The sequence below is a fragment of the Saccharopolyspora sp. NPDC000359 genome (assembly GCF_040300525.1).
Taxonomy (GTDB): Bacteria; Actinomycetota; Actinomycetes; order Mycobacteriales; family Pseudonocardiaceae; genus Saccharopolyspora.
Genome location: NZ_JBEPDU010000002.1, coordinates 182,620 through 207,798 on the forward strand (window position 1 = coordinate 182,620; position 25,179 = coordinate 207,798).

Here is a 25,179-nt window from a genome sequence, read left to right on the forward strand (position 1 = left end):
CGCTGGAAGACCGACTGGTGTGCGAGGCACGCCGACCGATTAGAAGGAGCCGCACTGCCCATGTTCCCCGTAAGCGGGCCCGGTTACACCGTGCTGGTCGTCGAAGATGACGAACGCATCCGGCGGGTGACCGTCCAAGCCCTTCGCGAGAGCGGGTTCGACGTGAGCGAGTCCGGGGACGGCAGGTCGGCCCTCGAGCACCTGCGGTCGAACAGGACGGACCTGGTGGTGCTCGACATCGGCCTGCCCGACATCGACGGTCTGGACCTGTTGCGGCGGCTCCGCGGTGAACAGGAGATCCCGATCATCCTGCTCACCGCGCGGCGCGGCGAGACCGACCGAGTGCTGGGCCTGGAGCTCGGCGCGGACGACTACATGACCAAGCCGTTCTCCTCGCGCGAACTGGTCGCCCGGGTCCGGACCGTCCTCCGCCGGAGCAGCCGCGATCACCGCGGTCGATCGCGACTGGAGTTCGACGGCCTCGTCATCGACGGAGGAACCCGCGAGGTGATCGTGCGCGGTACCGTCGTGGAGCTCACGGCCAAGGAGTTCGACCTGCTGGCCCACCTCGCATCCGCGCCCCGGCAGGTCTTCTCCCGGCGGCAACTGCTGCAGGCGGTGTGGCACGCCGCCCCGAACTGGCAGGCCGAGTCCACCGTCACCGAGCACATCCACCGGTTGCGGCACAAGATCGAGGACGACCCGGCCAGGCCCCGGCGGCTCCGGACCGTTCGCGGCGTCGGGTACCGCTTTGAACCGTGAGGGGCGGGTTCCGGACCGGCCGAGGGGCGACGCCGGTCCGGAACCCAGAGCTCGCGCGATTCGGTGGCGTTTCTGGCAGTTTCGCGCGAAACAGCCACGGTACCACCGCGCGAGCTCGGTCACGCGCCTACCGCGACGTCGGCCGGAATGCTCTGGTAGAGCGTCGTGCGTCGCGCCAAGCTTCGGCCCAGCGGCGCAAGAAGCGCCGCGAACTCGGACTCGGTCATCATCTGCCCATGCGCGGCTCCCACCGCGCGGCTGATGTTCTCGTCCATCAACGTGCCACCGAGGTCGTTGACCCCGGACCGCAGGAGTTGGCGGAGCGCCGGAGCGCCCAGCTTCACCCAAGAGCCCTGCACGTTGTCGGTGAGTCCGCTGTAGACGATCCGGGCCACGGCGCGCACCAGCACCACTTCTCGCCAGGTCGGTCCGCGCCTGGCCTGGCGGCGCAGGTACATGGGTGCCGCCATGTGGACGAATGGGAGCCCGACGAACTCGGTGAACCCGCCGGTCCGGCGCTGGAGGCCCCGGGTCGCGATGAAGTGCCGGGCCCACGAGAGGGCTGCTCGATCGCGCCGAACATCATGGTGACGTTGGACCGCAGGCCCACCTCGTGCGCCGTCTCGTGGCAATCCAGCCACTGGTCGGTGGAGATCTTGTCCGGGCAGAGCATCGCAGCGGTCCCGGCACAGGTTCGTCAGGGGGATGAAGACGTTCGGCGAGTAGGTCACCGTGGTTCCGCGGGTGTGATCCCTCCGTTCCCGCGCCATCGCTTGCAACTCCGCCAGCGGCAGCCGCAGCAGGTCGCGCGCAGTTGTGCTCATTCAACACTCCTTCGTCGAGAACCTGGATCGGGTGAGCGGCTGTCCGCTACGTCGCCGCCAACGTCCCTCGCCCCGCCTGGACCTCCAGCACCTGCCGGGCGAGCGACACGCCGTCCTGCGGCGTGCTCACCAGGGTCGGCACCGTGGCGGTCCGAATGCCCATCGCGGCGATTTCCACGGCTTCCTCGGCGTCCGCCTCGTCGACCACGAAGAGGTCGCAGATGTCCCGGTACATCGCCGCGACACCGGCCGCGCAGTGGCGCAGACCGCGCTGGGCCAGCAACGCTGCTCGGCTGCGGGCTCGGCCCGCCTCACCCGGATCCGTGATCGGGACACCGGACACCACCGGGGTCACCGCGACGACCTGGGCCGCGGTCGTTCGCAGCGCATCGCGCACGCCCGGCAAGGCGAGCACCGGGCCGAGGCTGGCGACCGGGTTGCTCGGCCCCAGCACCACCAGCCTGGACCGCTCGATGGCTTCCAGCACGCCGGGAGCCGGGACGGCGTCGGCGACCCCCCGGTAGTCCGCGGCCTCGACCACGTCCCGCGCTCCGCGGCGCACCAGGAACTCCTGGTAGTGCAGGGTTTCGCCAGTGGCCACCCGGACGAACGTGGTGACCTCGGCGTCCGTCATCGGCAGCACCCGGTGGTGGACGCCCATGCCAGCGGCCAACCGGCTGGTGGCCTCCGACAGCGTGCGACCGGCCTGCAGCATCCCGGTGCGCAGCAAGTGGGTGGCCAGATCCCGATCTCCCAGCTGGAACCAGGTCTGCTCCCCCAGCCCGCTGAGCTCCGACATGCACCGGAAGGTCTCGCCCGCCACCCCCCATCCGCGTTCGTTGTCCTGGCGCCCGGACAACGCGTACAGGACGGTGTCGAGGTCCGGGCAGATGCGCAGCCCGTGCAGCCACAGGTCATCGGCGGTGTTGACGACGAAGGTCAGCGGTTCCTCGGCGATCTCGGCGATGCCGCACCACAGCCGGGCGGCGCCGATCCCGCCCCCGAGCAACGTGATCAAATCAACCACTCCGGCATCTCCGGCGGCACGCGCCGCCCGTTGGCGATGAAGAACGCCCGGATGACATTGCCCTTGGCGACCTGCTGCCCCCTGGGCACGTCGAGCTGCTCGGAGAACTCCTTGATCTTCGTCGCGTAGAAGCCGCGCTTGCGGTACTTCCGCGTCTGGGTGTCGAAGATCTCGGCGACCATCTCGTCCGGGGTGCGCTCGACGAACTCCGCGAACGCGCGCAGGGTGTCGAGGCGGTCCGCGCGCTCGTCCTCGGTCAGGTCGGAGTCGAGCTGGTCGGCGTAGCGGCGAACGGTTTCGAAGTCGGTGAACAGATCCTGTGACATTGGCTCTCCCGAAGTGGACCGGCAGCGGTGGGTGGCGGCGATGTCGACGGCGCGACATCGCCGCCGGCACGTCACTCCGGCAGGCCGAAAAGCCCTGCCAGAGCACGGATCTCCGCCTTGCGCCACGGCTGCGGAGCAGACGCCTGGATCGCACCCGCCTCGACCAGCTCCTGCACGACCGCCGGGTCGCGCTCCAAGCTCTCGCCCCACTTGCCGCGGAAGTACAGCTGCTCGAAGTCCGGCCGCGGCCGCTGACCGCCCGCCGAAGGATCCTCCGCCGGGTAGCCCAGCAGCTGGATCTGGGCCGGGGTGGCGTGCTCCGGCATGCCCAGCAGCTCGCGGATGCGGTCGCGCTTGCCGGTCAACAAGCCCGTGCCCAGTCCTTCGTCGACAGCTGCGAGCAGGGTGGCCCCGATGGCCAGGCCCATCTCGATCGCGCTCAGCCACTCGGCGAAACGCATGTCACCGGCGAGCACGTTGAAGTCCGGAGTCTTCATCGGGACTTCGTCGACGAACCGCTCGCTCCAGCCGTAGCTGGAGGTCAGGGCGCCGACTTCGATCAACTTGAGCAGTTCGGGACGCATGCTCTCCCAGCCGCTCATGTCGATGGTCCAGTAGATGTGCACCGGGGCCTGCGCCGCGGCCGGCTGGTTGTACAGCGCCTCGCAGAGCCCGTCCCAGACCTCCTCGGGCGTCTCCTCCCGCACCACAACGACGGCCTTGCGGATCAGCTGGGCGTTGCCGTGGTTGGACTGCAGGCGGGCCGCTTCCAGCACCTTCTGGACCTTCGCCGCTTCCACCGGCCGCCACGGCTGGTAGTAGCGGATCGATCGCCGGGTGCCGACCACCTTCTTGAACTCCATGCTTCTCCCTTCACCTTTCCGACGAACTTCCGGAAAACCCGTTGTGCAGCAGGTGCTTCTGGATTTTCACCACCGAGGTGCGCGGCAGTTGGTCGACGAACTGCACGAACTCGGGACTTTGGACTTCGCGAAGCGCTGCGCGCACCACTGCCGCAGGTCTTCGGCGGTGGCATCGGCGCCGGCGCACAGGATCACGAATGCCTTGACCGATTCGTCCCGCATCGAGTCGGGAACGATGACGTCCTCGGCGCGGTCCACGACGTGCAGGTAGCCGTCCTGGTTGGCGCGCACGGTGTCCCCGGTGTGCAGCCACCCGGCCCGCAGCGCTTTCGAGGCCGAGTCCGGGTCGTCGAGGTAACCGGTCATGTGCGTCCGGCCCGGCTCGCCGCCGACCAGCAGCTCACCGGCCTCGCAGGGGCGGCGTGCGAGACGAGCACGAGAACGAGGTTCGACGTTTCCGCCACCGACTCCGCCACCACCCGGTGCAGGGCCTGCTCGGTGATGACCGCTCGGCACTGCGCGTACCGCAGCATGAAAACCAGTTCTTCCGCGCTAATCAGCGGATTCGTCGGAACCAGGACCGCACCTGCCAGCGCCGTGCCGAACCGGCACTCGTAGAACTCCGGCTGGTTGGCCAGGTGCACGTTCACCCGGTCCCCCGGGCGGACCCCGGCGTCGCGGAGCAGACCGGCGACCTGCCGGGCCCGCAGGTAGAACTCGCCGTAGCTGGTGGTTCGCACGTCCCCGGGCTCCTGCTCGAATCGAGGAACGCGACGAGGCGCGTAGGTCGCGTGCCAGGCCAACAGGCCGTGCAGCGTCGGCCCATCACCGGCGGTGAGCGTTCTTGTGAGCACGGCAACAGCGTTGCCCGGCTAGATCAGACCAAGCTCAAGTAATTATCAACATTTCATCGTCGAACGGAGCGGCCGCCAGAACGCGTTCTCGTTCGGGACTTCGGCTGGCAGAGCTGGGTCGGCCACTGCTGAGCCAGCACCGATTCAGAAGCTCCGCCTACAACACAAGCTCTCCTTTCCGTTCGGGACACACGCGGAAGCTCTTACCTCGCACGGCGTCGGCGCTCACCGCACCAGTTCGGCCGGCTTCGAACCGAGCGGTGATCCCGCATCCGTCATCCGCAACCGCGCGAAGCGGCAGGAAATACCACGGAACCCCATCGTGGTGAACAACCCGAGAACGACACCACCGCGAAGGCGAAAGCCAGCAGGGAGAAACACCGACAGCACCGGGGGCCGCCGCGGGGAAGTCGCCCACCTGCACCAGCAGCAGGTAGCCGCCGGTGCCCATCAGGCTGCGCATGAACCGCGCCCGGGTGCCCGGCGCGCTCCCGTCTTCGGCGACCGCTCACAGCTTGACGATGCGCTGCCCGAGGCTGTTCGCACTGCCTCCCAGCGGAAGTGCGATCGCGAGCACGAACCACGGCAACCAGACACCGACGAGCTGCGCCCCTGGTACCCGGCCTGCTGCTCGATGTTGCGCCCGCCGCTGCGGAACAACTCCCCGTGCACTGCCAGCACCAGCACGGTGCCGCTCGTGCTGACCAGAACGCTGGAGAGCTTGAAGATCAGCAGGTCGCAAACGGCCTCGAGCAGTCGCCTGGACGGGTGAGCGGGCGTGGTGCTCCCGGTCCGCTGGCCGGGCACTGCGCGCAGAACAGGGCCCGCCAGCGCTCCGGCCAACGCTCCCAGACCGTTGGCCATCAGGTCGTCGACATCGAACAGGCGGTAGGCACACGGGTACAGGAACCAGACCCCGGTCAGCTGCGTGACCTCGATCAGCAGCGACACCGCCAGGCCGATGCCCGCGGTGACCGCCGCACCACGCCCGAACATGTGCCGAACGAACATGGCCAACGGGACGAAAAGCGCGACGTTCAACACCACCCGTGGCCCATCAGCGCGGAGCCGCCAACGAGCTACGCGGTCACACTTTCAAGGTCATCGCGAAGACCGCAGGGCGTAGCACCGCAACCTAGATAGATAGTGATTCACGACACAGATCAGTTCATTCAGTTGGGCGCCAATCTGATCACGATCAACCCGACCCCATTTCGGCCGGTCAAAAGCCAGCCTCCCAAAAACCTCCCAAAAATCACCGAAATTCGAGAAAAGCCCCTCCGAAGCGATCACCGAATATCCACACCGCAACGCAAGAAAGCCCGTTGACCTGCACTTACGTGCTGATCAACGAGCTCTTCGCTCCGTCGGGATGGCGGGATTCGAACCCACGACCCCTTGACCCCCAGCCCAGCCCACAAATGACACTAACCAGCGAAAACCGAAAAACCCCAGGACAAACCGGTGCAGCTGAGTCCCGTTCAGCGCAGTAAAACTCGCTTCTGACCACTACACCCCTCCCAATATCCTCCCATTCACGCTCCCACGGTCAGGCGCTGAATCCTGCCCCGAACAGGCATAAAGCCCAAAAGGAACAACCGATCACAGCCGCACACAGACCACAAAAGGAGCGAACTTAGGGCGCCGCAAGCGCCGGCCATCACCTCCACATGCATGGAGAACACCTGATCGACCTCTGCCCGGCCTGGGGACACGACGGACCACCTCCACGCGCGTGGAGAGCACGGCAACCCTGGCCGCGGGTCTCCTGAGCGTCCGGACCACCTCCACGTGCGTGGAGAGTGCGCCAGGCGCGAGACGGGAAGACGAATGTTGTTCGGATCACTTCCACATGCGTGGCGAGCACTGGCCAGGGTTCCTCCAGGCTCTGCTCAGCCCCGGAGCACCTCCACACGCGCGGAGAGCGCCCAGCCGACCCGCACGGCCCCCGGCGACCGGACGGACCACCCCCACGCGCGTGGAGAGCACAGCACCGAGCTCGGCGTCGAGCTTGAACAGCTCGGACCACCCCCACGCACTTCGTGACCTGGCGTTTTATGGATACAGTTGTTCGTTTGGGATTCTTGTGAGGGGATGGCGGTACATAGCTGATCAGTGGCTCGACAACTGGTTCGGCTATGAGCGCGGCGGCCGGACAGCAGCAACGGGCACACCCACGTCTACTAACGTGTCTGGGTCGGGGCCGTCCCGGAGCAAAGCAACGCCGAACGAGTTATGGCCCGTGAGCACCTGCCACCGGTTCGTCGTCTCCTGCGCCTTTGCCCGAATTTCATCGGACAACGGCAGCCCCAGGTAGGCCACGTGCTGGTCTGGCCGCCAGGTGACATCGATGGCTCCAGACATGTCGCCGTGACGCGAGACACACCATGCGTGTTCGGTTCCCACCGGTAGCACAGAACACGAAGCGAATCCCTCAACGTAGACCAGGGCCGGGTCTTGATCAGCAAGTTCGGTGGAGTTCTGCCAGCACCGGCGCTCGACGCCACGTGTGATACCGGCCCGGTCGAGATCGACCTGTTCCCACCAGAGCCGCCCATGCACCAGGAGAAGCTCAGCGAACGTCCGGAACCGGAACGACTTGAGCTCGCCGGGGCCCTGCCGTCGCCCCATATCCGACAACAACTCCATGTACTCAAGCAGCCGCTCAACCGCCAGCACAGGGACCATGTGCGTACCGGATTCGTCACCCACACCCACCACAGTAGCGGGGCCTCTGAATACGCCTGGTGCGGCCTTCTCGGACCGGGCAGGGTGGTTGGTTCACCTTTCCTGTTCAAGCGAGAGGCCGTCATCCAGACTGACGTCCTGAGTTGACTCCTCGCTAAGACCTGAGCTTCCGTTCACAGCAGTGGCGGTAACCGGCATACTGCCTGAAACAGCAGTTCAGGGTGATCGCTGGTTGACGATGTGGATGGGGCCATGTCGTTCAGCGCTGGTAGGGGGTCTGGTGGGGCAGGAGGAGCGGCGGACGTCGTTCAACTCGATAAGTGGGAGAGTCTTCGGTCTTGCGGTCCAGGCTGGCGAGATTCACGGTAACGTGCACTTCCACTCTGGAGCGCAGGACGGACGAGCGGGCACAGTATGGGATTTCGTCAGTAGTAAACCGGGTGATGATCGGGGGACAACTGACCGCCAGGCGGTTCGGAAACAGGTGGATTGGCCGGTTCTTGTTGGTGTCGTCCCGCAACTGGCGAGCTCCTTCCAGCAGCGTGCTTTGAGTGAGGAGCTTGGGAACGAGCTGGAGCGTGAGTGGTCGCAAGGCGACAAGCAGTCCGTGCCCGAAGAGGAACAAAGACGCCGGCGGCATCATGTTCTGACCGGTTTGGGTGGGGTAGGGAAGACACAGCTTGCTGCCCAGCTCGCTCAACGATTCGTACGGCAATGGCGGCAGGACCGCGATGGCCAGCTACTTGACCTGCTGGTGTGGATCACAGCCGACTCACGGGACGCGATTGTCAACGGCTACGCCCGAGTCGCCGACAAGCTCAGCCTGCCCAAGGAGGATGACTTCGACGGTGACACCACCGCCAACCGGTGTCAGCAGTTTCTGACATGGATGGAAACCACGTCCAGGCGGTGGCTCATCATCCTGGATGACCTGCAAAGCCCTCGTGATCTCAACGGCCTCTGGCCGCCAGATGCTGGCCATACGATCGTCACGACCCGCCGACGTAGCGAACCTGCCTTCGACGGACGGCATGTCATCGAGGTCGGCTTGTTCGGCCGCCAAGAATCTCTCAACTACTTCCGGACCAAGCTCGGTGAACGCTACCAGGCTGAGGACGCAGCGAAACTCGCTGACGATCTCGGCTACCTGCCACTGGCCCTGGCGCAGGCGGCCGCGTACATCGCCACCCGCGGCATCACCTGTTCAGAGTACCGTCGTCGGCTAGCTGATAAAAGGCGACGGCTAGCCGACGTGTTCCCCGACGACGAGGGGCTTCCAGACGAACACAAGACAACGCTGGCAGCGACCTGGTCCCTTTCGATCCACGCAGCCAACCCGAGGTCTTCACGGCGCCACCAGTGCTAGACCACCTGAGCGCGATCACCTCGTACGAGGTAATCGACGCCGAACAAGTTGAAGGCGCGCTCTCGAACTTGCACCGTCTCAGCCTGGCAACTCGCGACACCGCGAGTTGGTACAGGCGACTTCGTGTGCATGCCCTCGTGCAACGCACGACCCGCGATGACATTCCCCAGCATCAGCCTCTTCACGCACTGGCATGGTGCGCAGCGGAGGCGCTCATGCGCCGCTGGCCAGAGGACATCCCAATCCCCGGCCGCGAACTAGCAGATAACGCCAACAACCTTGAGCGCCACACCAGACGCGAACTTTTGCAAGGGCCGGAAGGAGCGCACACCCTCCTGTACTGCCTCGGCCGAAGCAAGGGCAGATCGGAAAGTCCTCGCTCCGCGGTTGTTTACTTTGAGAAACTCCTTGACGAGTCCATCCGCACCTTGGGCGATCAGCACACGGATACGTTGATCATTCGGTATGCCCTTGCGGGCTGGCGCCGCCGGGCAGGCGAAGCGTCAGCCGCTGTAGCGGAGTTGGAGGATGTGCTGGCCTTCGTGTTGGCACGGTTTGGCCGCCAGGACCAACTCACGTTGATCATCCGGCACGAACTCGCACACTGTCGCCGCGCGGATGGTCATGTTTCTGGGGCGATTGCAGACATGGAGGAGTTGCTGGCCGTGCACCTACAGGAGCTCGGGCCCAAGGACTCCACGACCTTGATCACCCGTCGCAATCTTGCAGATTGGCGAGCAGAGGATGGTGACATACCCGCAGCGATCGCGGAGTTAGAGGAACTGCTGGCAGCCCAGCGTCACGCACTCGGCCCTGACCACACCGCGACACTGAAGACCCAGGACGACCTCGAAGAATGGCGGGACAGGGGAAAACAACTGGCGCAAGCGATCGGTGAGCTGGATGAGATTGCGGTCGCGCGACTGAAGCTACTAGCACCGGACAACACCGCGGCGTTGACGCTTCGACGCAACCTCGCACGTTGGCGGGACTGGATTGGTGATGTTGCCGGAGCGATCACCCAACTGGAGAAGCTCCTGACAACCCAGCGACAGGCATGCGGCGGTGAAAATCCTGCGACGTTGCTGACTCGGCGTCACCTGGCGAGCTGCCGCAGTCGAGCCGGAGATCTCAGCGGGGCGATAACGGAACTGGAGACCGCGCTCGAGGCTCAGCTACAGGTGCACGGGAGGGATCACCGGTCCACGCTGGCTGTGCGGCACCACCTTGCGTTCACGCGCGCGGAGTCCGGAGACGTGACAGAAGGAACCATGCAGTTGGAGGAGGTGCTCACCTCACAACTACAGACACTCGGTCCCAGGGATCCCGATACATTGGCCACCCGCCACAGCCTCATCTTCCTACGCGGACTCACGGGTGACGCGGACGTAACGATCACTGATCTGGAAGAGCTGCTGACGGAGAGGATCGCGGTCCTGGGGCCGGCGAGCCCAGTCACGTTGACGACGCGGCACAGCCTCGCGTTCTTCCGCGGCCAGACTGGCGATGTGACCGGTGCAGTCAGCGAGTTGGAGACGGTACTAGCCACCCAACAAGAGATTCGTGGCGCCCGCCACCCCGACACACTCGCCACCCAGCAAGACCTCGAGTACTGGCGCGACCTCAATTCACGACCGTCCGCCCGGCCTGCAGGTGCTCGGACCACATCCACGTACGTGGAGAACACGACACAGTGAAGGCGGCCTGGCAGCTGCGGAGCGGGCCACTCCACGTGCGTGGAGAGCACGGTGGTGCAAGTCGTCGACGACCCGGCCGAGCGGATCACCTCCACGTGCGTGGAGAGCACTTCGGCGCGCGTCACGGAATGGTTCGGCCGGCATCACGCATCGTCTTCAGCCTGCTCCCTGCTGGCCCACTCACCGAGGAGGAGGTCGTCGCCGAGGGCGGCCGCGAGCGCCTCGTCGTCAGCAGCCCCAAACACGTTGTCGGCAGCGGGCGCGCTTCGCAGCAGTACACGCGAGCATGAAAGTGGTCAACTTGTAACATATTGATCACTTGTTACACATAGTGCGAAGAACCACAAACAGTACGATCAACCACAAAGGCACCGCTCGTCCGCGTTAGGTTGATCAACGGTCATTTCCTCGTGTTGATCTCTGGGGTGAGGAGTCGTTGACGTGACGCGCTTAAGACGCGGCTGACCGGTGATGGCATCCTGTGCCCCAGCGCTCAGGACCCGGCTCGCAACACTCATCGCTCCGGCATCGCGTGGTCGAAGGGAGCGATACGGACGATCCTCGGCAACCCGAGGTACACCGGGTTCCAGGTCTGGAACAAGCAGCACAAGCACGAGGCGCTCATCGACGTCGACGATGTTGCGCTCGGCCATGAGACCCGGATGCGCTGGAACGATCCCAACGAATGGATCTGGTCAGATGATCTCGTTCACGCGCCGCTGATCAGCAAGGAAGAGTTCGACGAGGCCGCAACCCGCCGGGTCTCCCCCGAGACCAAGGTCAAGATGCGCAAGCCCCACCGATCCAAGAACCCTTACGTGTTGAAGGGAGTGATCTACCACGCCTCATGCCAACGTCGCATGCAGGGCCAGTACAACCACGAACGCGCCTACTACCGCTGCCGATACATGCAGGAGTACGCGCTGGCCAACAAGCTGGACCATCCCCGCAACGTCTACATCCGCGAGATCGACATCCTGCCCGAACTCGATGACTGGCTGGCCGGGTTGTTCACCGACGAACGGATCGACGACACCATTTCCCGCCTGGTGACAGCCGCGGAGCAGGACACCGGTGGCGACACCGAGGTGGTTCGATCTGCCCGAAGGACTGTCACGGACTGCAAACGTAAACTCGAGCAATACCGGCACGCTCTCGATCAAGGAAACGATGCCGGAATCATCGCCAGCTGGATCGCCGACGTCGAAGCACAGAAGCTGAAGGCCGAGGCCATCCTGCGCGGCAGCAAGAGCCCACGGCCTACGAAGATCACACCAAGTTCGATCAAGCAGACGCTCGTCGCCTGCCGTGGAGCCGTCGCTTCCCTGCACCGGGCGGATCCCGACCTCAAGGCGTCCGTCTACCGCGCTCTAGGCGTCAAGATCACCTACGACGACAAAACCCACACTGCAAAAGTCCAGGTCAACCCGGAACCAAGCAGTGTGGGGATTTCGACGTGTCCGAGGACGGACTTGCACGCTAACTACACGGCTCCTGCTTCCCGAAAAGGATTGAGGCAGAGCGCTTTTGCGTCGTTTCTGACCCAATCCCCTGGCCCAACAGGCAGACGACGTGACCAGAAGCGCACGCGGACACGCACCGATCAGCAGCGCTGTCCGGCCGCTGTCGCCGGATGTCGAGCCCAGCGGAGGGTTGAGCTGCCTGACGTCAGGGCCGTGAGGGAGTATGAGATCAACTATGGGCGGCCAGACCGGCGCGAGCGGAAGGGAAGAATCGTATGCCGCATCCAGCAGAAAAGGCTATCCAGGACTTCTGGCAGGTAACCAACGACGCCTTTAACAGAACCTCGCCTCCCGGACTAGCAAATCGCCTGCGCGGCGAAGCGGTAGGCAATCGCCTTGATCCTCTTATCAGTACCGTAATTGAAGAGCTGGAGCAGCGTGGGCTAGAAAGAGAGTCGATCCGAACCCAGGCAAGACTGAGACTTCCAGGCTCCTATCAGGAAACGATGCACACATGGGATATTATTGTCTTCGTCGATGATATTCCAGCGGGAGTAATCGAGTTTTACTCCAATGTTGGCACCTCTATTGGAAATAATTCCAGGAACCGCATGGACGAGATCCTAGCTAGAGGTGCTGACGCTGGGCGAGCTTATGCTGGCCACCCAGTGCTTAGCTCCCTCAAGCCTTGCGTGGGCGCTGTTTTCTTGATGGAAGAAAACGATAAGTCAACTACCCCGACCCGGTTTCATTCTGGCGCCTTTGATTCAGATTCTAGCAACACAACTAGCCACATAGACCGATTTCAACGCTTCTTCGGACGTCTTCTCCAGGACGGAATGTACGATGCAATCTGTTTCCTAACCACGAAAAGGGCTCCGAATGTGACCGTCGGGGAGCCCGACTCAAATATGGGTTTCAATGACTTCGTCGAGACGATAGCTAGCCGGGTTGCCGAAGTGAGAAATAGCAAGAACGACCACAGCTTCGGAGCTGCAGAGTACGGCATGATGCTCGCCTCCCGCGATGACCTGGTTGAAGTTATTTCGGGACTGACTGCGACGCCAGCAGGATTGGCGGCAGTGGAACTCAATGTGATCCAGCGAAGGCGAAATTCCCTCGCGGGGCTGCGCAAGATAGCCTTGAACAGGGATTCAACCGAGACTCAGGTGCAGAATTCTATCGGTCGCGAGTACTGGATGTTCGGCGGCCAGTACACTGGCATTCTTCCAAGGCGAGACGGAATGCCGCTAGACCAGCACGATATCCCTCTTGTATGTTCCGATCGAAGCATACATATTGTCGAACTGAAAAGACCTGGAAGCCCACTCGTTAAGCGCCATAGGAATCACCTAATCGTCTCAAATGACGTCCACGAGGCGGTGAGTCAATGCATGAACTACATACGTACATTCGATGAGTTGGGCGCCAGCCTCCAAACCAATCACCATAATGAACTTGGATTCGACTACGACTATCGACGCACTAAGGGTACGGTGCTCATCGGGCATCCCGACCATGTGGATATTAAAGGAGTCACACGAGAACAGGTCGATCAGACAATCCGTTCGTACAATGCACATCTCAGCCGGGTTCAGGTTTTGACTTACGCTGACCTGCTAGACAGCGCGGAACGCACTCTACGGTTCGAAGAAGAGGAGTACGATTGAAAACAAAAAGTCTTTTCTGGCGTGCATCACGCTGAAGGAGGATGTGACCTCTGGCAGTCGCCGTCAAACAAACCTGTGAGGCCGGCGTTTCAGGCAAGCGCATATATAGCGTTGCTTGGAAAGGCGCCATCAACGGCGCACAGAGGACTACCGGGCCAGCAGCCGAAGGAAATGTCCGTCGCGCCGTAGTTGAAGCAGCCGGAATGGCCCTCGCTGGCCAGAGCTTTGCCGGAATCCGGTGGGCTGGTGGGGTCGGCGGCTTCTTCGATGTCCGATGGGTGGAACTTCAGTCGGCACCATGACTGGATCTAGGCATCGTCGCTGTTAGGCGCGGCGCCGTGGGCGACGCGCAGCGAATCGACCACGACGTCAGGCTTGAACTGGAACCAACCACTTCGCTTCTTGGGTAGGTGCATCCACGGGTGATCTCCAATTCTGACGGACCGCGGGCCGGAACCGAGCGGATTCAGCCCGCCGGCTCTGGTACGTGCCCTCGGCCTGCCCCTTCGCGCCCGGCTCTCCATCACTGGCCGAGCGCCCGGCCGCCGTCTACCTCCGCGAGGATCTGATCCAGCACAAGATCAACGGGTGGGCACGGCGGTCTGTTCGACCCCAAGACATCGAACAGACCGTGGCTGCTGGTGGAGCTAGCGCTCTCAGAGCGCCACATCAGTCACGCTGGGGACAGCCAAGAAGGAGAGCCTCACGGGCGCCGATCCGGCGGCGTTGACAGAGGTGATCAACGAGGCTCAAGCCGAACGTGCGCCAGGTCGTGCTGAACTGAAGACCAAGCCAGCGCCTAACGAGTTCTCAGATGCCGAGATCTCCACGTTGATTCGCTCGGCAACGTGGGCGCATCGCTGGCAAGCACCGAACCGGACCGGCTCGCGAGGCTCTACGACGCCGTTGACCTGCAATTTCGTGAATGAACCCGCAGGTCCGCCGCTCAAACGAAAGTTCTCCCGGCGTGCCGGGTGAATCGATTTTGTGTCCGAGGGGGGACTTGCACACTATCCACCCGCCTAGTCCTGCCGAAGTTCAGTTAAGCGGGAGCGCGCCTGGCTTCCCGATGGCCGGGCGCGGGCACCGAAGGCGGGTCCAGATATCTTTCTGTAGGGCCTGGTGATTCAGTAGGCGGGTGGCTCCGGGGGCCGCCTGCGAGGGAGATCGACACTCCGGTAATCTTCGGTCACTAAATGTGACCGACATTGGAGCGGAGGGTGACGAGTGGCGCGAGGCGTCGGCCCAGCTGGAAGTTCACGCTGTTTGTGCTCGCTACATCCGCCCTTCTAGGCACCAAACAGCGTCTGGACGCTCGTACCGCACACTCGGGATAATCTAACAGTGTCTACAGAAGAAGTAAGTCGCAAGTACACCACCGAGTGGATTGTTTTGGTAACTGTATCTGCTCGGCTGGTTGGGCGTCAGCAAGATCTTCAGAGGTTTGGTATTCCAAGCTCGGAACCACCGTGTCATATTTATTTGGTTAGCACACGCCCAAGGATGTCAATCGAACCCGACACTGTCAGGATCACCGACGAAGAACTTAGCGGAGTTCTTCGACTCCAGCATGGAGGCACTTTCAAAGAATACCCTTTCAGGGCTTCCCATTCCCTAGGGGAGGGGCCTATGAGTTGGTGTTCAGAGTGGCCATATGAGGAATTCTCGATCGAAGACAAAGATGGCCAGGTAGTATCGGCAGGAGTGGTCGCCCACCTTCAAAGCATAGCTTCGGAATGGCCACGCGAGGCAAGCGATCACGATATTGAATACGTAGGACAGGCATTTGGGCGGTCTAAGGAGAGGACCGCGTGGGACCGCCTAAAGCATCACGAAACAGTTCAGAAGATCCTTGCAGAAACCACGCCAGATAAGCAGGTCTGGCTCACGCTTGCCGCCATCACTGACCTGAAGTTGGGCATAGATATAAACCCTGGCCCATCGCGGGCATCCGACAAGGAGGACAACGCACATAACTCGCTCGTAATTAACACTTTCCACCAAGGGGAATTCAAAGATAGGCACGCTGTAGCACTGGCGGAAGCAGGTTTGATCAGAATGTTCCAGCCTAACTACAATGAACGCCTGAAGAACAAGTTCCCCAGCAGCAGTTTAGTGTCGTTGGAGTCAGTCCGCCCCCTTGACCTGCACGGAGTACTCGTCGAGCTCCAAGGCTGGGATGTAGGAATGCGATACGGGACGAAGGCGAAAGCGCACGATCAACTACATTTTGGCGGATTTGTTATACACACGGATGACAATAGATCGGCTCCAGTATTTCTGGAACCGCGAAATGATCTGAAGATTTTCAGGGAATATTAGCGGTAATGCCTAGCGTCACTCCAGCCACGCTGGAGACAGCCAAGAAGTGGCTTGCTGACACCGAAGCCGCAAACTACACGGCTTGCGCTTCCAAGCTTGAACTGAAACATCTGTTGCCGTGGCTTTCCTTGCCGTCTCGCTGAATGCATGAATTCTTGTTGAAAAGGGTATCTTTCTCATCGTTGGGGGCGTGCTCTCGTACTCCTCGACGATGGGGAGGCTTGCATTCCAGGGCTAAGCGTTCGACGAGGGAGGCGTAAGGGGCGGGCGTCCCTCGGCCAGAAATCCACACCTACCGCAGGTCAGGAGGCTATGCTTTGGCCTCAGTGGACAATTCGCACTTTCGCTGGTCCACATTGCACGGTCGGCCGCCGTGGGCGCCCGCCTCACAGCAGCCCCACCAAGATCCCCGCATGGTCCGGCTGGAGTATTATGCGACTGCCATAGCTACTGAGTAAATGCGCCATGCGCCGGACTTTGGAGTGGGATCAAGTGCAGAGCGAAGTTCGACAGAGCCATATATCAGCGCTTAGCGATCGAGTCCGCAAGCGCGGCTACGCTAACTATCTGAGCGGTATGCGACTTGTCAAGGTTCGCGGCTTCAGCAATGCAGAAATCCGTTTCGATTTCCCGGTGACTGCGCTCGTCGGCCCTAATGGCTCAGGTAAGACGACGATCCTCGGCGCGGCTGGGCTCATTTATCAGGAAGTACAACCCCGCCGGTTCTTTGCCAAAAGTGGAGCTTACGACGACAGCATGAAGGGGTGGCGGATCGAATATGAGCTTGTCGGTCGAAACCGCCCGTCGACTCCTACTTCTGTAAGCCGAACTGCTAGCTATCTGAAAGCAAAGTGGAATCGGGACGCCGTGGCCCGTCCCGTGGTTATTGTGGGCATCAGCAGGACCTTGCCTGCTACGGAGCGGAAAGATCTATCCCGGTTCATTGGTGGAGATTTTCAGGGTGCGCACGAGGAGCAGTTTGACGAACCTGTAGTTAAGGCCGTCGAACACATTCTCGGCAAGGATGCCGCCAACTACCTACGAGTGGACGCCGATCGTGATGGACGTTCTTCCATCTTCGCAGTCCGAGGCAGCGCACTTCCCGGGGGGAACTATTCAGAATTCCACTTCGGCGCAGGCGAGGCAAGCATCATACGGATAGTTAGTCGCATTGAGGAGGCGCCTAACGACTCCCTTATTTTGATTGAAGAAATTGAGAATGGGCTACACCCAGTGGCAACTAGACGCCTCGTCGAGTACCTGATCGATGTTGCCAGGCGTAGGTCGTGCCAGGTAATTTTTACGACTCATTCGAACGATGCGCTGTCGCCTCTTCCGAACGATGCGGTATGGTCCGCCTATCGTGGACGCCTTACACAAGGAAAGTTGGATGTTGCCGCTCTTCGGACGCTAACAGGTCAAATCGATGCGCGACTTGCCATCTTTACCGAAGATGCGTTTGATGAGATGTTCGCTGACGTCACCCTGCGTGCATACACTCAACGACGAAATTTGGACAGATCGAGCATTAAGATTCACGCACTTGGCGGAGCGGCACCAGCTCGCGATCACACAAGATTTCATAATGCTAACCCCACGAGACCTTTTCCTGCTGTTTGCCTCTTGGATGGCGATAAACGAACGGAAGACGGCTACGAGCCGTCGACCCTAGAGTGGTATAACGAGGACGGTGAACTCCAAATTGCAAATGATATTGTTTTCTCCCCCGGTGGCTCTGACCCCGAAGCGATCGTTTTCGAGCAGATCCTAGAAAATTTGGACAAAATCGGGAATCTGATCGGAAAATTGACGATTGCGATGCAGCTCGACACCCCGATGCAGGCGCGTGTTCGTGAATCTATCGAAACGCGCGCGAAGACCAATCGTGATCGCCATCTGATCTATGGTCAGATCGGAGAAGATCTCGATTTCCTATCGGAGTCTTTGGTGCAGCGGGCTTTCGTGACGACGTGGGCGTATGCATTCCCTGGCGAGGTAGAAGCTATTTGGTCCCCGTGTAAACACCTTATCCCTTCGATTAATGTATAATTGTAGAGCGTAGATATTCCTGGACGGGTGGTGAGCCCGTTCTGTCCCAGTCGGCTGCCGTTCAATGCTGTCCGGTCTGTCCCGCCGAGGCCCTGTCCAGGACGCCTCGGGGGGACAGGCGGGAATGCCCAATGACCTGCTGAAATAGCCGGTATATCGGATCGGGACGGCAAGCTGCTACGTGTCCTGGGCTGTCCCGGCCTCTGGCAAGGCCGCGTAGATGACACACCGCGATGGACACAGACACCTGTCCCGTCGACGGCGCGGTTTGGTACACCGGTAGCCGGTACGGCACAGGAAATTGATCAGCGCGTGGGCACATGCGGGTCCAGAAGGCGTAGTAGGGATTCTTGTCTCGTTCGGCACGGAGCAGCCGTAGATCCGAGTCAGCATCGGCCCCAGCGCTTGCCATTTCTTCGTCTTGCGGCCATCCGAGTCCAGGTACCCGATCAGGCGTTCATTCTCGCCAGCGCCGCATAGGATGATCCACCCGTGTCCGCTCAGAAAACTGATCAGCGTTCCATGCGGACCGTGTCTAGATCCACCTTCTCTGTTCAGTCAACCGGTCTCGGGAGCTGCAGGGGCTGCGACAAGGCGGCCGTTTCCGCTGACACCTCCTCCCTTTTGCCCTCAGCAGGAACGCTCCGGCTGTTGCCTGAAGTGGGCTCCGTGAGCCCTCGGTGCCTTCCGACGCTGGAGTGTCGATAACGGAGGTGTCGTCGGCTGGGCCAGGCGCAGCACTGCTGTGGGATTCCGCGAGGTCGGTCGCGGCCGTCAGCAGATCCTGAATCGCTTGCTGGGGGTCGGTGCCGCTGCTCAACGCTCGCCGTACGGCCGCCATTGCGACGTCGGCACGATCTACCGCTTCCCATGAACGCGCGTTGCCAGCCTGGATCCGGGCTCGGCGGGCGCGTTGCCTACATGCGGCACCGTGGTATCGAGCGCGCCGTCCACGTGAAGAGCTTGGTGGCAGCGGCTCGCCGCATCCCAAGCCCACGCCAGCAGACATCGACCGTCCCCAATCGTGACGCATTGCGAGGCGCTTGCTTGCAGCATTGGCGTCGTCAAGAAAAGAGTCACGAAATTGTCGGCGCAACGACGGGAGCTGCGGCAGGCGTTGGTTGCTTTGCCCTACAGCCGCTTGAGCCCTGCAAGTATGGCTTGCAGGGTCTCGATTGATGGCCTTCGAAACGTCCTGGGCGCAGGCTTTCTCAGCTCGGCGAGGAGCAGGATTCGTGTCGGCAGGTCCGGGTTTAGGTCACCGCTCCAGGCGGTCACGTAGCCGTCCGGTTCGTCTTTGAGGCTGTGTCTGCCCACCGGTTCCGCGATCGCGGTCATGCTCCGGACTGCTCGATTACGAGGTGCTGCGCGCTCTGCTCGCGGACCAGTGCGGCGAGTTGGTCCAGTGTGTTCGCGAGCATTTCGCGGTCCTCGGTGCTGCATCGGCCCTGGGGTAGGTAGTAGGCGGCGTCATCGAGAAGCCATTGCGCCTTGCGCAGCATGACCGCGAGCTTGCTGTCGTCGGGGCAGGTCGCCGCAGGCTGATTGGTGGCTTGGTCGGTCGCTGCCGCAAGTTTCAGCAGGCAGGCGCTACAGGGTGCGCAGGCGGGAGCTTTGCCGGAATCCAGCGGGCTGGTGGGGTCGGCGGCTTCTTCGATGTCCGATGGGTGGAACTTCAGTCGGCACCATGACTGGATCTCGACATCGTCGCTGGTAGACGCGGCGCAGTGGGCGACGCGCAGCGAATCGACCACGACGCCGGGCTTGAACTGGAACCACTTCGCTTCTTGGGTCGGTGCGTCCACGGGTGATCTCCAATCCTGGTGGACCGCGGCCAGAACCGAAGCGGGTTCAGCCCGCCGGCTCTGGCCGCGGTCCGTGTCCGGCGACGGCCGGGGGGCGCGGGCGCAACGCCGCCGGACGACTTGGGGGTGACCGCGTGTGAGCGGTTCGTGTCAGACTGAAATCATGCTTTCATCAGCGCTCGGTCAGCGGAACGACCTGGACACGACCTGCTGACGACATAAGACGACCCGTAGCGCGGACGGGAGACAGCGATGCAGACGGCACGCACAGTGCTCGAACTGAAGATCAAAGAACGGCGGCAGACTCTTCAGGAGTTCGCCGAGTTCGCCGAGACCTTCGCTCGCCAACACGACGAGCCTGGAACGCTCAGCCTCCGGCATCTGCAGCGGTTGACCGCTGGGCGCGGGCCGAGCGGGCAGCCACTTGGCCAGCTCCGCCCGGCAACCGCTCGGCTGCTCGAAAGGATCTTCGATCTCAGCATTGACGAGCTGTTGGTTCCGCCGGGGCAGGCAAGCCCGCTCAGGGAGGTTGCCGCCGAACGGCTCGTGGAAGGCGCTTCCGTGCGGCAGTTGGCGTTCGACCAGGCTCAGGACCACGGGCTTGGCCGCCGTGAAACAGCGACACCAGCTGTCCAGACACCGGAAACGCGCGTCGACATGGGTATGTCGTTTGCTTGGTTGGACGACCGCGCTGGTTGGAGCCCTGAGACGACCCGACGCAAGGTGATGGCCCGACTCGGGAAGTTGAGCACTGATGACCTGCTCGACCTGCATGCGCGGCGTGGCAAGGTCCGCCGAAGCGAGATCACGAACGCGCTGATGGAGTACTACGCGGATAGCGTGCAGGACCACGTACCCTATCGGGTGCTCAGTGGGCATCGGGAGATTCAGACAAGCGTCCTAACGCGGCCGAACTGGTTGGACCTCGCGTGCCCGCTCAGGCAGGGCAACGACCACCTGACGTTGAACGCCGATCCGGGCGGCCGTCTCGCACCGGACGACGCAGGGATACGTCATGCCGTGCATCGGCTTGCCGAGGCCGCCGCGCTCGGTGTGCGGGTCGCGAACGTTCCGCTCTATCGGCTTCTGAGCGTCGACGTTAGGAAGGGAGCGATTGTGGGTTCAGTCGGCGTCGCTCCGTTCGTCGAGTACGCCGTCACCATGGATCTGCTCGAAAAGGAATTGATCGACGCGATTTGCGGTGCGTCCGCGGATCAGCCTGGCAACTTGCCACTGCGAGATCGGTATCTGCCGGACATCGCGTCCGTTCTCAACTTGTCTGGTCGATTGTGTGCGGGTGGCGTGCTTGCGTTGTGTGCAATTGCGCGTCCCACTGATCCATATCGTGGCGAACGGGACTATGCGCTCCTGGTCCAGCAGCGGTCCGGCCACGTTCTCAACGCGGCGAGTAGGCTAGCCGTGATCCCGAAAGGCTTTCATCAGCCGATGACGGATATTCAGGCCGATGCGCAACTCGGAACCACGTTGCTGCGTGAGCTCGAAGAAGAACTGTTCGGACGCAGTGAGGTCGACAGCACTGTTGGAGCTCCCCGCGTGGCCGCACCTTTGCATCCTGGTCGTTTGTCCGAGCCTACGAAGTGGCTCATGGAGGATCCCGGTCGCGTGCGGATGGAATGCACTGGATTTGGGCTCAACCTGCTCAGCGGGAACTTTGAGTTCGCGTGTCTTGTCGTTATCGACGATGACGAGTTTTGGGAGCGCTACGGCGGGCAGATCGAAGCGAACTGGGAGTCGTCCGGGCTCCGTCTGTACTCCAGTTTGGACGATCACCTGGTCACCGAGCTGATCGCCGACGAGTCATGGAGCGACAAAGGGCTTTTTGCGCTGACCCAAGGGATTCGCCGCCTACGTGAGGTTGGTGACGACCGCGTGAACCTGCCCGCCGTGGCGTGGAGCTAGTTGGATGCTGACGGCCAGCGGACGGTCACCACGACCGAATCGGAGATAGCTTCCCAGGAGTGATCGATTCCCGGGCCCCAGACCGCGTAGTCACCCTGCTTGGCCAAATCGACCGTGCCTTCGGTGAGGTGCAGTCGGAAATTTCCCTGCACCAGCAGGAGCATGGTTGTCCGCTGGTCGTCGGTCGTCCACTCGGGGCGCTTGTCGCCAGCCGGGTGGACACCCCATTTCACTTCGACGTCCTTCGTTGACCGGACGCCTTCGGACGGGTCGATGAAGTGGCCGAGCACCCAGCCGCGCGTTTCGCTTCCATCTTCGGCGGCGTTTCCGTGGTGCCAATTGCGGCTCACTACCGTACCTCCCATTCGATCGGCGGCAAGCTCACTCGCTCGCGGCCGATTTGACCGAGTCGTCGAAGGCCCTGAAGCAGTGCGAACAGCCCTTCGTTGCTCCACGCTACATCACGGACCAGTTCGCCGAGCAGATCCCCGTCCAGGCTGGAGTACTGGCGGAGTCCTGCTGATTCCCAGTTGGCTTCAACTCGACCACCATAGCGGGACCAGAATTCTTCGTCATCGATGACGATCAGGCTGGGGAACTCGAAGTTGCCGCTGAGCAGGTTCAACCCGAAACCGGTGCATTCCATGTGCAGGGCACTCGGAGTTTTCCATCAGCCAACGCATCGGCTCGGACAGACGGCTCGGGTGCATCGGGTCGGCGGTTCGCTGGTCGCCGAAGGTGTTGTCGATGTCGTCGCGCCCGAACAGCTCTTCTTCCATCTCGCGCCGCAGCGTCGCACCCACCTGGGCATCGGCGCGCAGGTCCGTCAGCGGCTGGTGGAAGCCCTTCGGGATCACCGCCAGTCGGCGGGCGGCGTTGAGGACGTTGCCCGAGCGTTCCTGCACCAGGAGAACGTAGTCCGCTTCGCCCCTGAACGGGCTTGCAGGGCGCGCAATCGCGCACAGTGCGAGCGGGCCACCTGCGCACAGCCGGCTGGAGACGTCGACCACGGACGCGATGTCCGGCAGGTACTTGTCGCGCAGCGGCAGCGCCTCGTGCGCCGAGCCGACATCAGCGGCGATCGCATCGATCAGCTCGCCTTCGAGCAGGTCCATGGTCACGGCGTACTCGACGAACCGCGTGACCCCGACCGATCCACGGATCGAACCTGGGGAAACATCCACACCGAGCAGCCGGTACAGCGGCATGTCGACAAGGCGCGTGCCCATAGCCAGCGTCTCGGCTAACCGCTGGGCCGCACGTCCGGCTGCGTCATCATCCAGCGGCATGTCAGCGTCCGCCGCACTGGTGACTGTGAGGCGGTCACGGGACGCGATCAGCGGGCATTCCAGGTCCAGCCAGTCAGCACTGGTCAAGATGCTTGTCTCGGCCTCGGTGTCGCTGCCGAAGCGCGCGGCGTACCTGCCATGGCTTGCGGTCCGCTCGCCGTAGTACTTGCCGAGGACCTGCGCGACGCTCCGTTGATCGACGCGCGCTCGACGGCTTGCCCTGCCCTGGAGTTCGCGCACGTCCAGCCGTGCCAGCCGCGAAGCTACGTCGCGCCGACTGGTGCCCGGCTCCCAGCCTGCGTGTTCGTCCAGCCACTCCAGTGCCGCGCCGATGTTGGGATCGGTGCTGAGCCGTAGCTCGGCATCCGCTGCCGCCTGGTCGTCGGCGGACGGATCGTCGGGGCCAGCATCGGCGGTGTCGTCGATCAGCTGGGCGAACCGTGCTTGGACCGGCGGCGACGCCTGTTCAAGCGCTGTGTCGAGTAGCTGCTGCATCTCGGATTTCGGCACCAGAGTGGGTTTCTTGTGCCACCCGCTGACTGTTCGGACGGCAATTCCCAAATGCTCCGCGAACGTCTCGTTGCTCATTCGCAACGCCGCCTGTAGCGCGCACGCGGTGCGCCCCGTCCAGCCGGTCACCAAATCCATCGAGCCGCGCCCCCTGCCGCTGCTTTGTGCACTGGTTCTGCACCGCTCGTGCACTGGATGTGCATCGCTGATGCATGGGTTGCCCAGCGGTTTCGCACTGGAATTGAAGGCATGAAAGACATCCGATCCAGCAGGCAGAACCACCCGGCCTCAGCGGTTCTTGCGGACATGCTCGATCACCGTCGCGAGATCGCTCTTCAGGTCATCGAGCCGCTCAGTGATCTCGACCATGCGCTGTTCGAGAGCGTCCAACCGGGACCAGACCGTCTCGGGTCCGGCTGCGGCCGGCTCATCGGGCGCAGGCGGTTTTCGGCCGTGCAGCACGGAAATCAGATGCTGCGGGTGCCAGCCGAGGGCCACGGAGAGGGATTCCAGCGTCCGGGAGCTTCGGCGGCGCTCCACAACGTGGTGCTGGATCTCGCGGACGATCGCCAGCGAGACGTTCGAGCGCTCGGCGAGCTCCTTCTGCCGCCAGCCGAGCTCGCTCACGCGCTCGTTAATGGCTCTGGCGACCGCCGCCCAATCTTCCGACACGTATTCCTCCGCGCTCCGCCTCAGCGCAGAGGTTAGCCGTTGCGTGCCGCATTCCGTGACATGACCGCGCACAAATCGCGCGGCTCCGGCCTTTCGCGCCTAATGAGCGCTGAAATCATAAGAATTCAGCTGAAATCAGCTCCCATTCTTGACTGAAGGGCTTTCTTCAATGGGGACCGACATGTCCAAAACCGGGCGACCGGTGTTTCTCACCGTCCGCAAAGCCGCCTGGATTCTCAGCGTCGACCAGTCGACGATCTCCCGCGCGATCCGGCTCGGCATGCTGCCCACCGTGCAGCGGAACGGCCGCCGCGTGATCTCCGCCAACGACGTGGTTCGTCTGCTGGGCGAGCCGATCAACGACGCAGCGCAGGACGGGGGTCGGCAGTGATGACCCCGAACAACGACGTCCGACTGATCGGTATCGCCTGGCGGCTGGACCGCCTGCGCTGGATGCCGAGCGCGGTGCTTGCCAACGCAGTGCTCCGTGACGGCATGTGCATGGCGGCGAGCCAGGAGGACGAACCCGCCTGGGCTGACGAACCGATGACTGATCGCGAGCTGGCCGCGCGGATGTGCGCGGGCTGCCCGGTCCAGGACGAGTGCCTCGAACTGGACCTGCGCGTCGCTGGGGAGAGCACCGCTGGCGTCTGGGGCGCTCTGCCCGAGGACGACCGGCGCGCGCTGTATCCGCACTGGCTTCAGCGCGGGGAGCGTGTCGAAGGGGGGTGGGCGCGATGATGTTGCAACTCACCCCGGTCGAGATCCTGGCTGCGCTCGGTGGCCTGATTGCGCTGGTCATGGTGTGGCGAGCAAGTGCGCGCGCCACACGGCGAGCGAGCGAGGCCGCTCGGGCGAGTGTCCGGCTGGTCTCGCTCGCCGGGCGGGTCGTCGTGACGGCCGCCGCGATCGTGGGCGTGCAGTGGATCGTGATCACGCACCCTGGCAACACGACGCTGCTGCTCGCCGTGCTCGGTGTACCGGCGTTGTTCGCGTCGTACACGCTGACCAAGGCACTGACCGTGACCACGACGGACGTGCCACAGCAGCGGAAAGGGCGGCGTCGATGAAC

At 62.7% G+C, this 25,179-nt stretch carries 25 protein-coding genes; 11 read left to right on the plus strand and 14 right to left on the minus strand.

All coding sequences use genetic code 11. The annotated features are described in order from the left end of the window. The first annotated feature begins 60 nt into the window (after positions 1–60). Complete coding sequence (locus ABT324_RS02670; protein ID WP_351170460.1) at positions 61–762, plus strand: response regulator transcription factor; 702 nt, start codon at positions 61–63, stop codon at positions 760–762. A gap of 119 nt (positions 763–881) precedes the next feature. On the opposite strand, the gene ABT324_RS02675 is transcribed toward ABT324_RS02670, so the two are convergent. From ABT324_RS02675 to ABT324_RS02710, 8 genes are all read right to left on the minus strand, one after another. Continuing rightward, positions 882–1,586, minus strand: coding sequence for a hypothetical protein (locus ABT324_RS02675; RefSeq protein WP_351170463.1), 705 nt, complete (start codon positions 1,584–1,586; stop codon positions 882–884). A 46-nt stretch (positions 1,587–1,632) separates the two neighbouring features. Continuing rightward, positions 1,633–2,613 (minus strand): 2-phospho-L-lactate transferase, encoded by a 981-nt coding sequence (cofD, locus tag ABT324_RS02680; RefSeq protein ID WP_351170465.1) that lies wholly within the window; start codon positions 2,611–2,613, stop codon positions 1,633–1,635. Continuing rightward, positions 2,601–2,939, minus strand: coding sequence for a hypothetical protein (locus tag ABT324_RS02685; protein WP_351170469.1), 339 nt, complete (start codon positions 2,937–2,939; stop codon positions 2,601–2,603). The genes cofD and ABT324_RS02685 overlap by 13 nt, the downstream gene beginning before the upstream one ends. Positions 2,940–3,010: 71 nt before the next feature. Beyond that, positions 3,011–3,802, minus strand: coding sequence for a nitroreductase family protein (locus tag ABT324_RS02690; protein WP_351170472.1), 792 nt, complete (start codon positions 3,800–3,802; stop codon positions 3,011–3,013). 66 nt (positions 3,803–3,868) lie between these two features. Then, the gene (locus ABT324_RS02695; protein WP_351170475.1) at positions 3,869–4,168 is read right to left on the minus strand and encodes a hypothetical protein; all 300 of its coding nucleotides are present in this window, start codon (positions 4,166–4,168) and stop codon (positions 3,869–3,871) included. Further along, the gene (locus ABT324_RS02700) at positions 4,165–4,656 is read right to left on the minus strand and encodes an AMP-binding protein (protein WP_351170478.1); all 492 of its coding nucleotides are present in this window, start codon (positions 4,654–4,656) and stop codon (positions 4,165–4,167) included. Before ABT324_RS02700 ends, ABT324_RS02695 begins: the two co-directional genes overlap by 4 nt. Positions 4,657–5,106: 450 nt before the next feature. Continuing rightward, the gene (locus ABT324_RS02705; RefSeq protein ID WP_351170481.1) at positions 5,107–5,703 is read right to left on the minus strand and encodes a VanZ family protein; all 597 of its coding nucleotides are present in this window, start codon (positions 5,701–5,703) and stop codon (positions 5,107–5,109) included. A gap of 1,089 nt (positions 5,704–6,792) precedes the next feature. Further along, on the minus strand, positions 6,793–7,368 hold the full coding sequence (locus tag ABT324_RS02710) for a hypothetical protein (protein ID WP_351170484.1): 576 nt from the start codon (positions 7,366–7,368) through the stop codon (positions 6,793–6,795). Positions 7,369–7,624: 256 nt separating this feature from the next. On the opposite strand from ABT324_RS02710, the gene ABT324_RS02715 reads away from it, so the two are divergent. From ABT324_RS02715 to ABT324_RS02740, 6 genes are all read left to right on the plus strand, one after another. Beyond that, positions 7,625–8,710, plus strand: a complete 1,086-nt coding sequence (locus ABT324_RS02715) for an NB-ARC domain-containing protein (RefSeq protein WP_351170487.1) — start codon at positions 7,625–7,627, stop codon at positions 8,708–8,710. Beyond that, positions 8,704–10,407: a tetratricopeptide repeat protein gene (locus ABT324_RS02720; protein ID WP_351170490.1), complete on the plus strand. Its 1,704-nt coding sequence runs from the start codon at positions 8,704–8,706 to the stop codon at positions 10,405–10,407. The genes ABT324_RS02715 and ABT324_RS02720 overlap by 7 nt, the downstream gene beginning before the upstream one ends. Positions 10,408–10,886: 479 nt before the next feature. Beyond that, entirely contained in the window at positions 10,887–12,191 is a 1,305-nt protein-coding gene (locus tag ABT324_RS02725) for a recombinase family protein (protein ID WP_502949677.1), read from the plus strand. Beyond that, a complete protein-coding gene (locus ABT324_RS02730) occupies positions 12,146–13,540 on the plus strand; it encodes a Shedu anti-phage system protein SduA domain-containing protein (protein WP_351170493.1) in 1,395 nt (464 codons plus the stop codon). Before ABT324_RS02725 ends, ABT324_RS02730 begins: the two co-directional genes overlap by 46 nt. A 1,503-nt stretch (positions 13,541–15,043) precedes the next feature. After that, positions 15,044–15,862, plus strand: coding sequence for a hypothetical protein (locus tag ABT324_RS02735; RefSeq protein WP_351170496.1), 819 nt, complete (start codon positions 15,044–15,046; stop codon positions 15,860–15,862). Between the two features lie 492 nt (positions 15,863–16,354). After that, positions 16,355–17,911, plus strand: a complete 1,557-nt coding sequence (locus ABT324_RS02740) for an ATP-dependent nuclease (RefSeq protein WP_351170499.1) — start codon at positions 16,355–16,357, stop codon at positions 17,909–17,911. A 1,131-nt stretch (positions 17,912–19,042) separates the two neighbouring features. Here ABT324_RS02740 and ABT324_RS02745 read toward each other — a convergent pair. Then, a complete protein-coding gene (locus ABT324_RS02745; RefSeq protein ID WP_351170502.1) occupies positions 19,043–19,249 on the minus strand; it encodes a hypothetical protein in 207 nt (68 codons plus the stop codon). Beyond that, entirely contained in the window at positions 19,246–19,716 is a 471-nt protein-coding gene (locus ABT324_RS02750; RefSeq protein ID WP_351170505.1) for a hypothetical protein, read from the minus strand. The genes ABT324_RS02745 and ABT324_RS02750 overlap by 4 nt, the downstream gene beginning before the upstream one ends. 252 nt (positions 19,717–19,968) lie before the next feature. On the opposite strand from ABT324_RS02750, the gene ABT324_RS02755 reads away from it, so the two are divergent. Continuing rightward, positions 19,969–21,636 (plus strand): transcriptional regulator, encoded by a 1,668-nt coding sequence (locus ABT324_RS02755; RefSeq protein WP_351170508.1) that lies wholly within the window; start codon positions 19,969–19,971, stop codon positions 21,634–21,636. On the opposite strand, the gene ABT324_RS02760 is transcribed toward ABT324_RS02755, so the two are convergent. The 4 genes from ABT324_RS02760 to ABT324_RS02775 form a co-directional block, all read right to left on the minus strand. Then, the gene (locus ABT324_RS02760) at positions 21,633–22,001 is read right to left on the minus strand and encodes a signal peptidase I (protein WP_502949674.1); all 369 of its coding nucleotides are present in this window, start codon (positions 21,999–22,001) and stop codon (positions 21,633–21,635) included. The two genes, ABT324_RS02755 and ABT324_RS02760, sit on opposite strands and share 4 nt — an antisense overlap. Beyond that, complete coding sequence (locus ABT324_RS02765) at positions 21,986–22,261, minus strand: hypothetical protein (protein WP_351170513.1); 276 nt, start codon at positions 22,259–22,261, stop codon at positions 21,986–21,988. The genes ABT324_RS02760 and ABT324_RS02765 overlap by 16 nt, the downstream gene beginning before the upstream one ends. Continuing rightward, positions 22,209–23,573: a transcriptional regulator gene (locus ABT324_RS02770; RefSeq protein WP_351170516.1), complete on the minus strand. Its 1,365-nt coding sequence runs from the start codon at positions 23,571–23,573 to the stop codon at positions 22,209–22,211. Before ABT324_RS02770 ends, ABT324_RS02765 begins: the two co-directional genes overlap by 53 nt. Before the next feature lie 150 nt (positions 23,574–23,723). Beyond that, on the minus strand, positions 23,724–24,107 hold the full coding sequence (locus ABT324_RS02775) for an XRE family transcriptional regulator (RefSeq protein WP_351170519.1): 384 nt from the start codon (positions 24,105–24,107) through the stop codon (positions 23,724–23,726). A 181-nt stretch (positions 24,108–24,288) separates the two neighbouring features. On the opposite strand from ABT324_RS02775, the gene ABT324_RS02780 reads away from it, so the two are divergent. From ABT324_RS02780 to ABT324_RS02790, 3 genes are read left to right on the plus strand one after another with little or no spacing between them, the layout of a single operon-like run. Continuing rightward, positions 24,289–24,498 (plus strand): helix-turn-helix domain-containing protein, encoded by a 210-nt coding sequence (locus ABT324_RS02780; protein ID WP_351170522.1) that lies wholly within the window; start codon positions 24,289–24,291, stop codon positions 24,496–24,498. Continuing rightward, on the plus strand, positions 24,498–24,848 hold the full coding sequence (locus tag ABT324_RS02785) for a WhiB family transcriptional regulator (protein ID WP_351170525.1): 351 nt from the start codon (positions 24,498–24,500) through the stop codon (positions 24,846–24,848). Before ABT324_RS02780 ends, ABT324_RS02785 begins: the two co-directional genes overlap by 1 nt. Continuing rightward, positions 24,845–25,177: a hypothetical protein gene (locus ABT324_RS02790; RefSeq protein WP_351170528.1), complete on the plus strand. Its 333-nt coding sequence runs from the start codon at positions 24,845–24,847 to the stop codon at positions 25,175–25,177. Before ABT324_RS02785 ends, ABT324_RS02790 begins: the two co-directional genes overlap by 4 nt. The last annotated feature ends 2 nt before the right edge of the window (positions 25,178–25,179 follow it).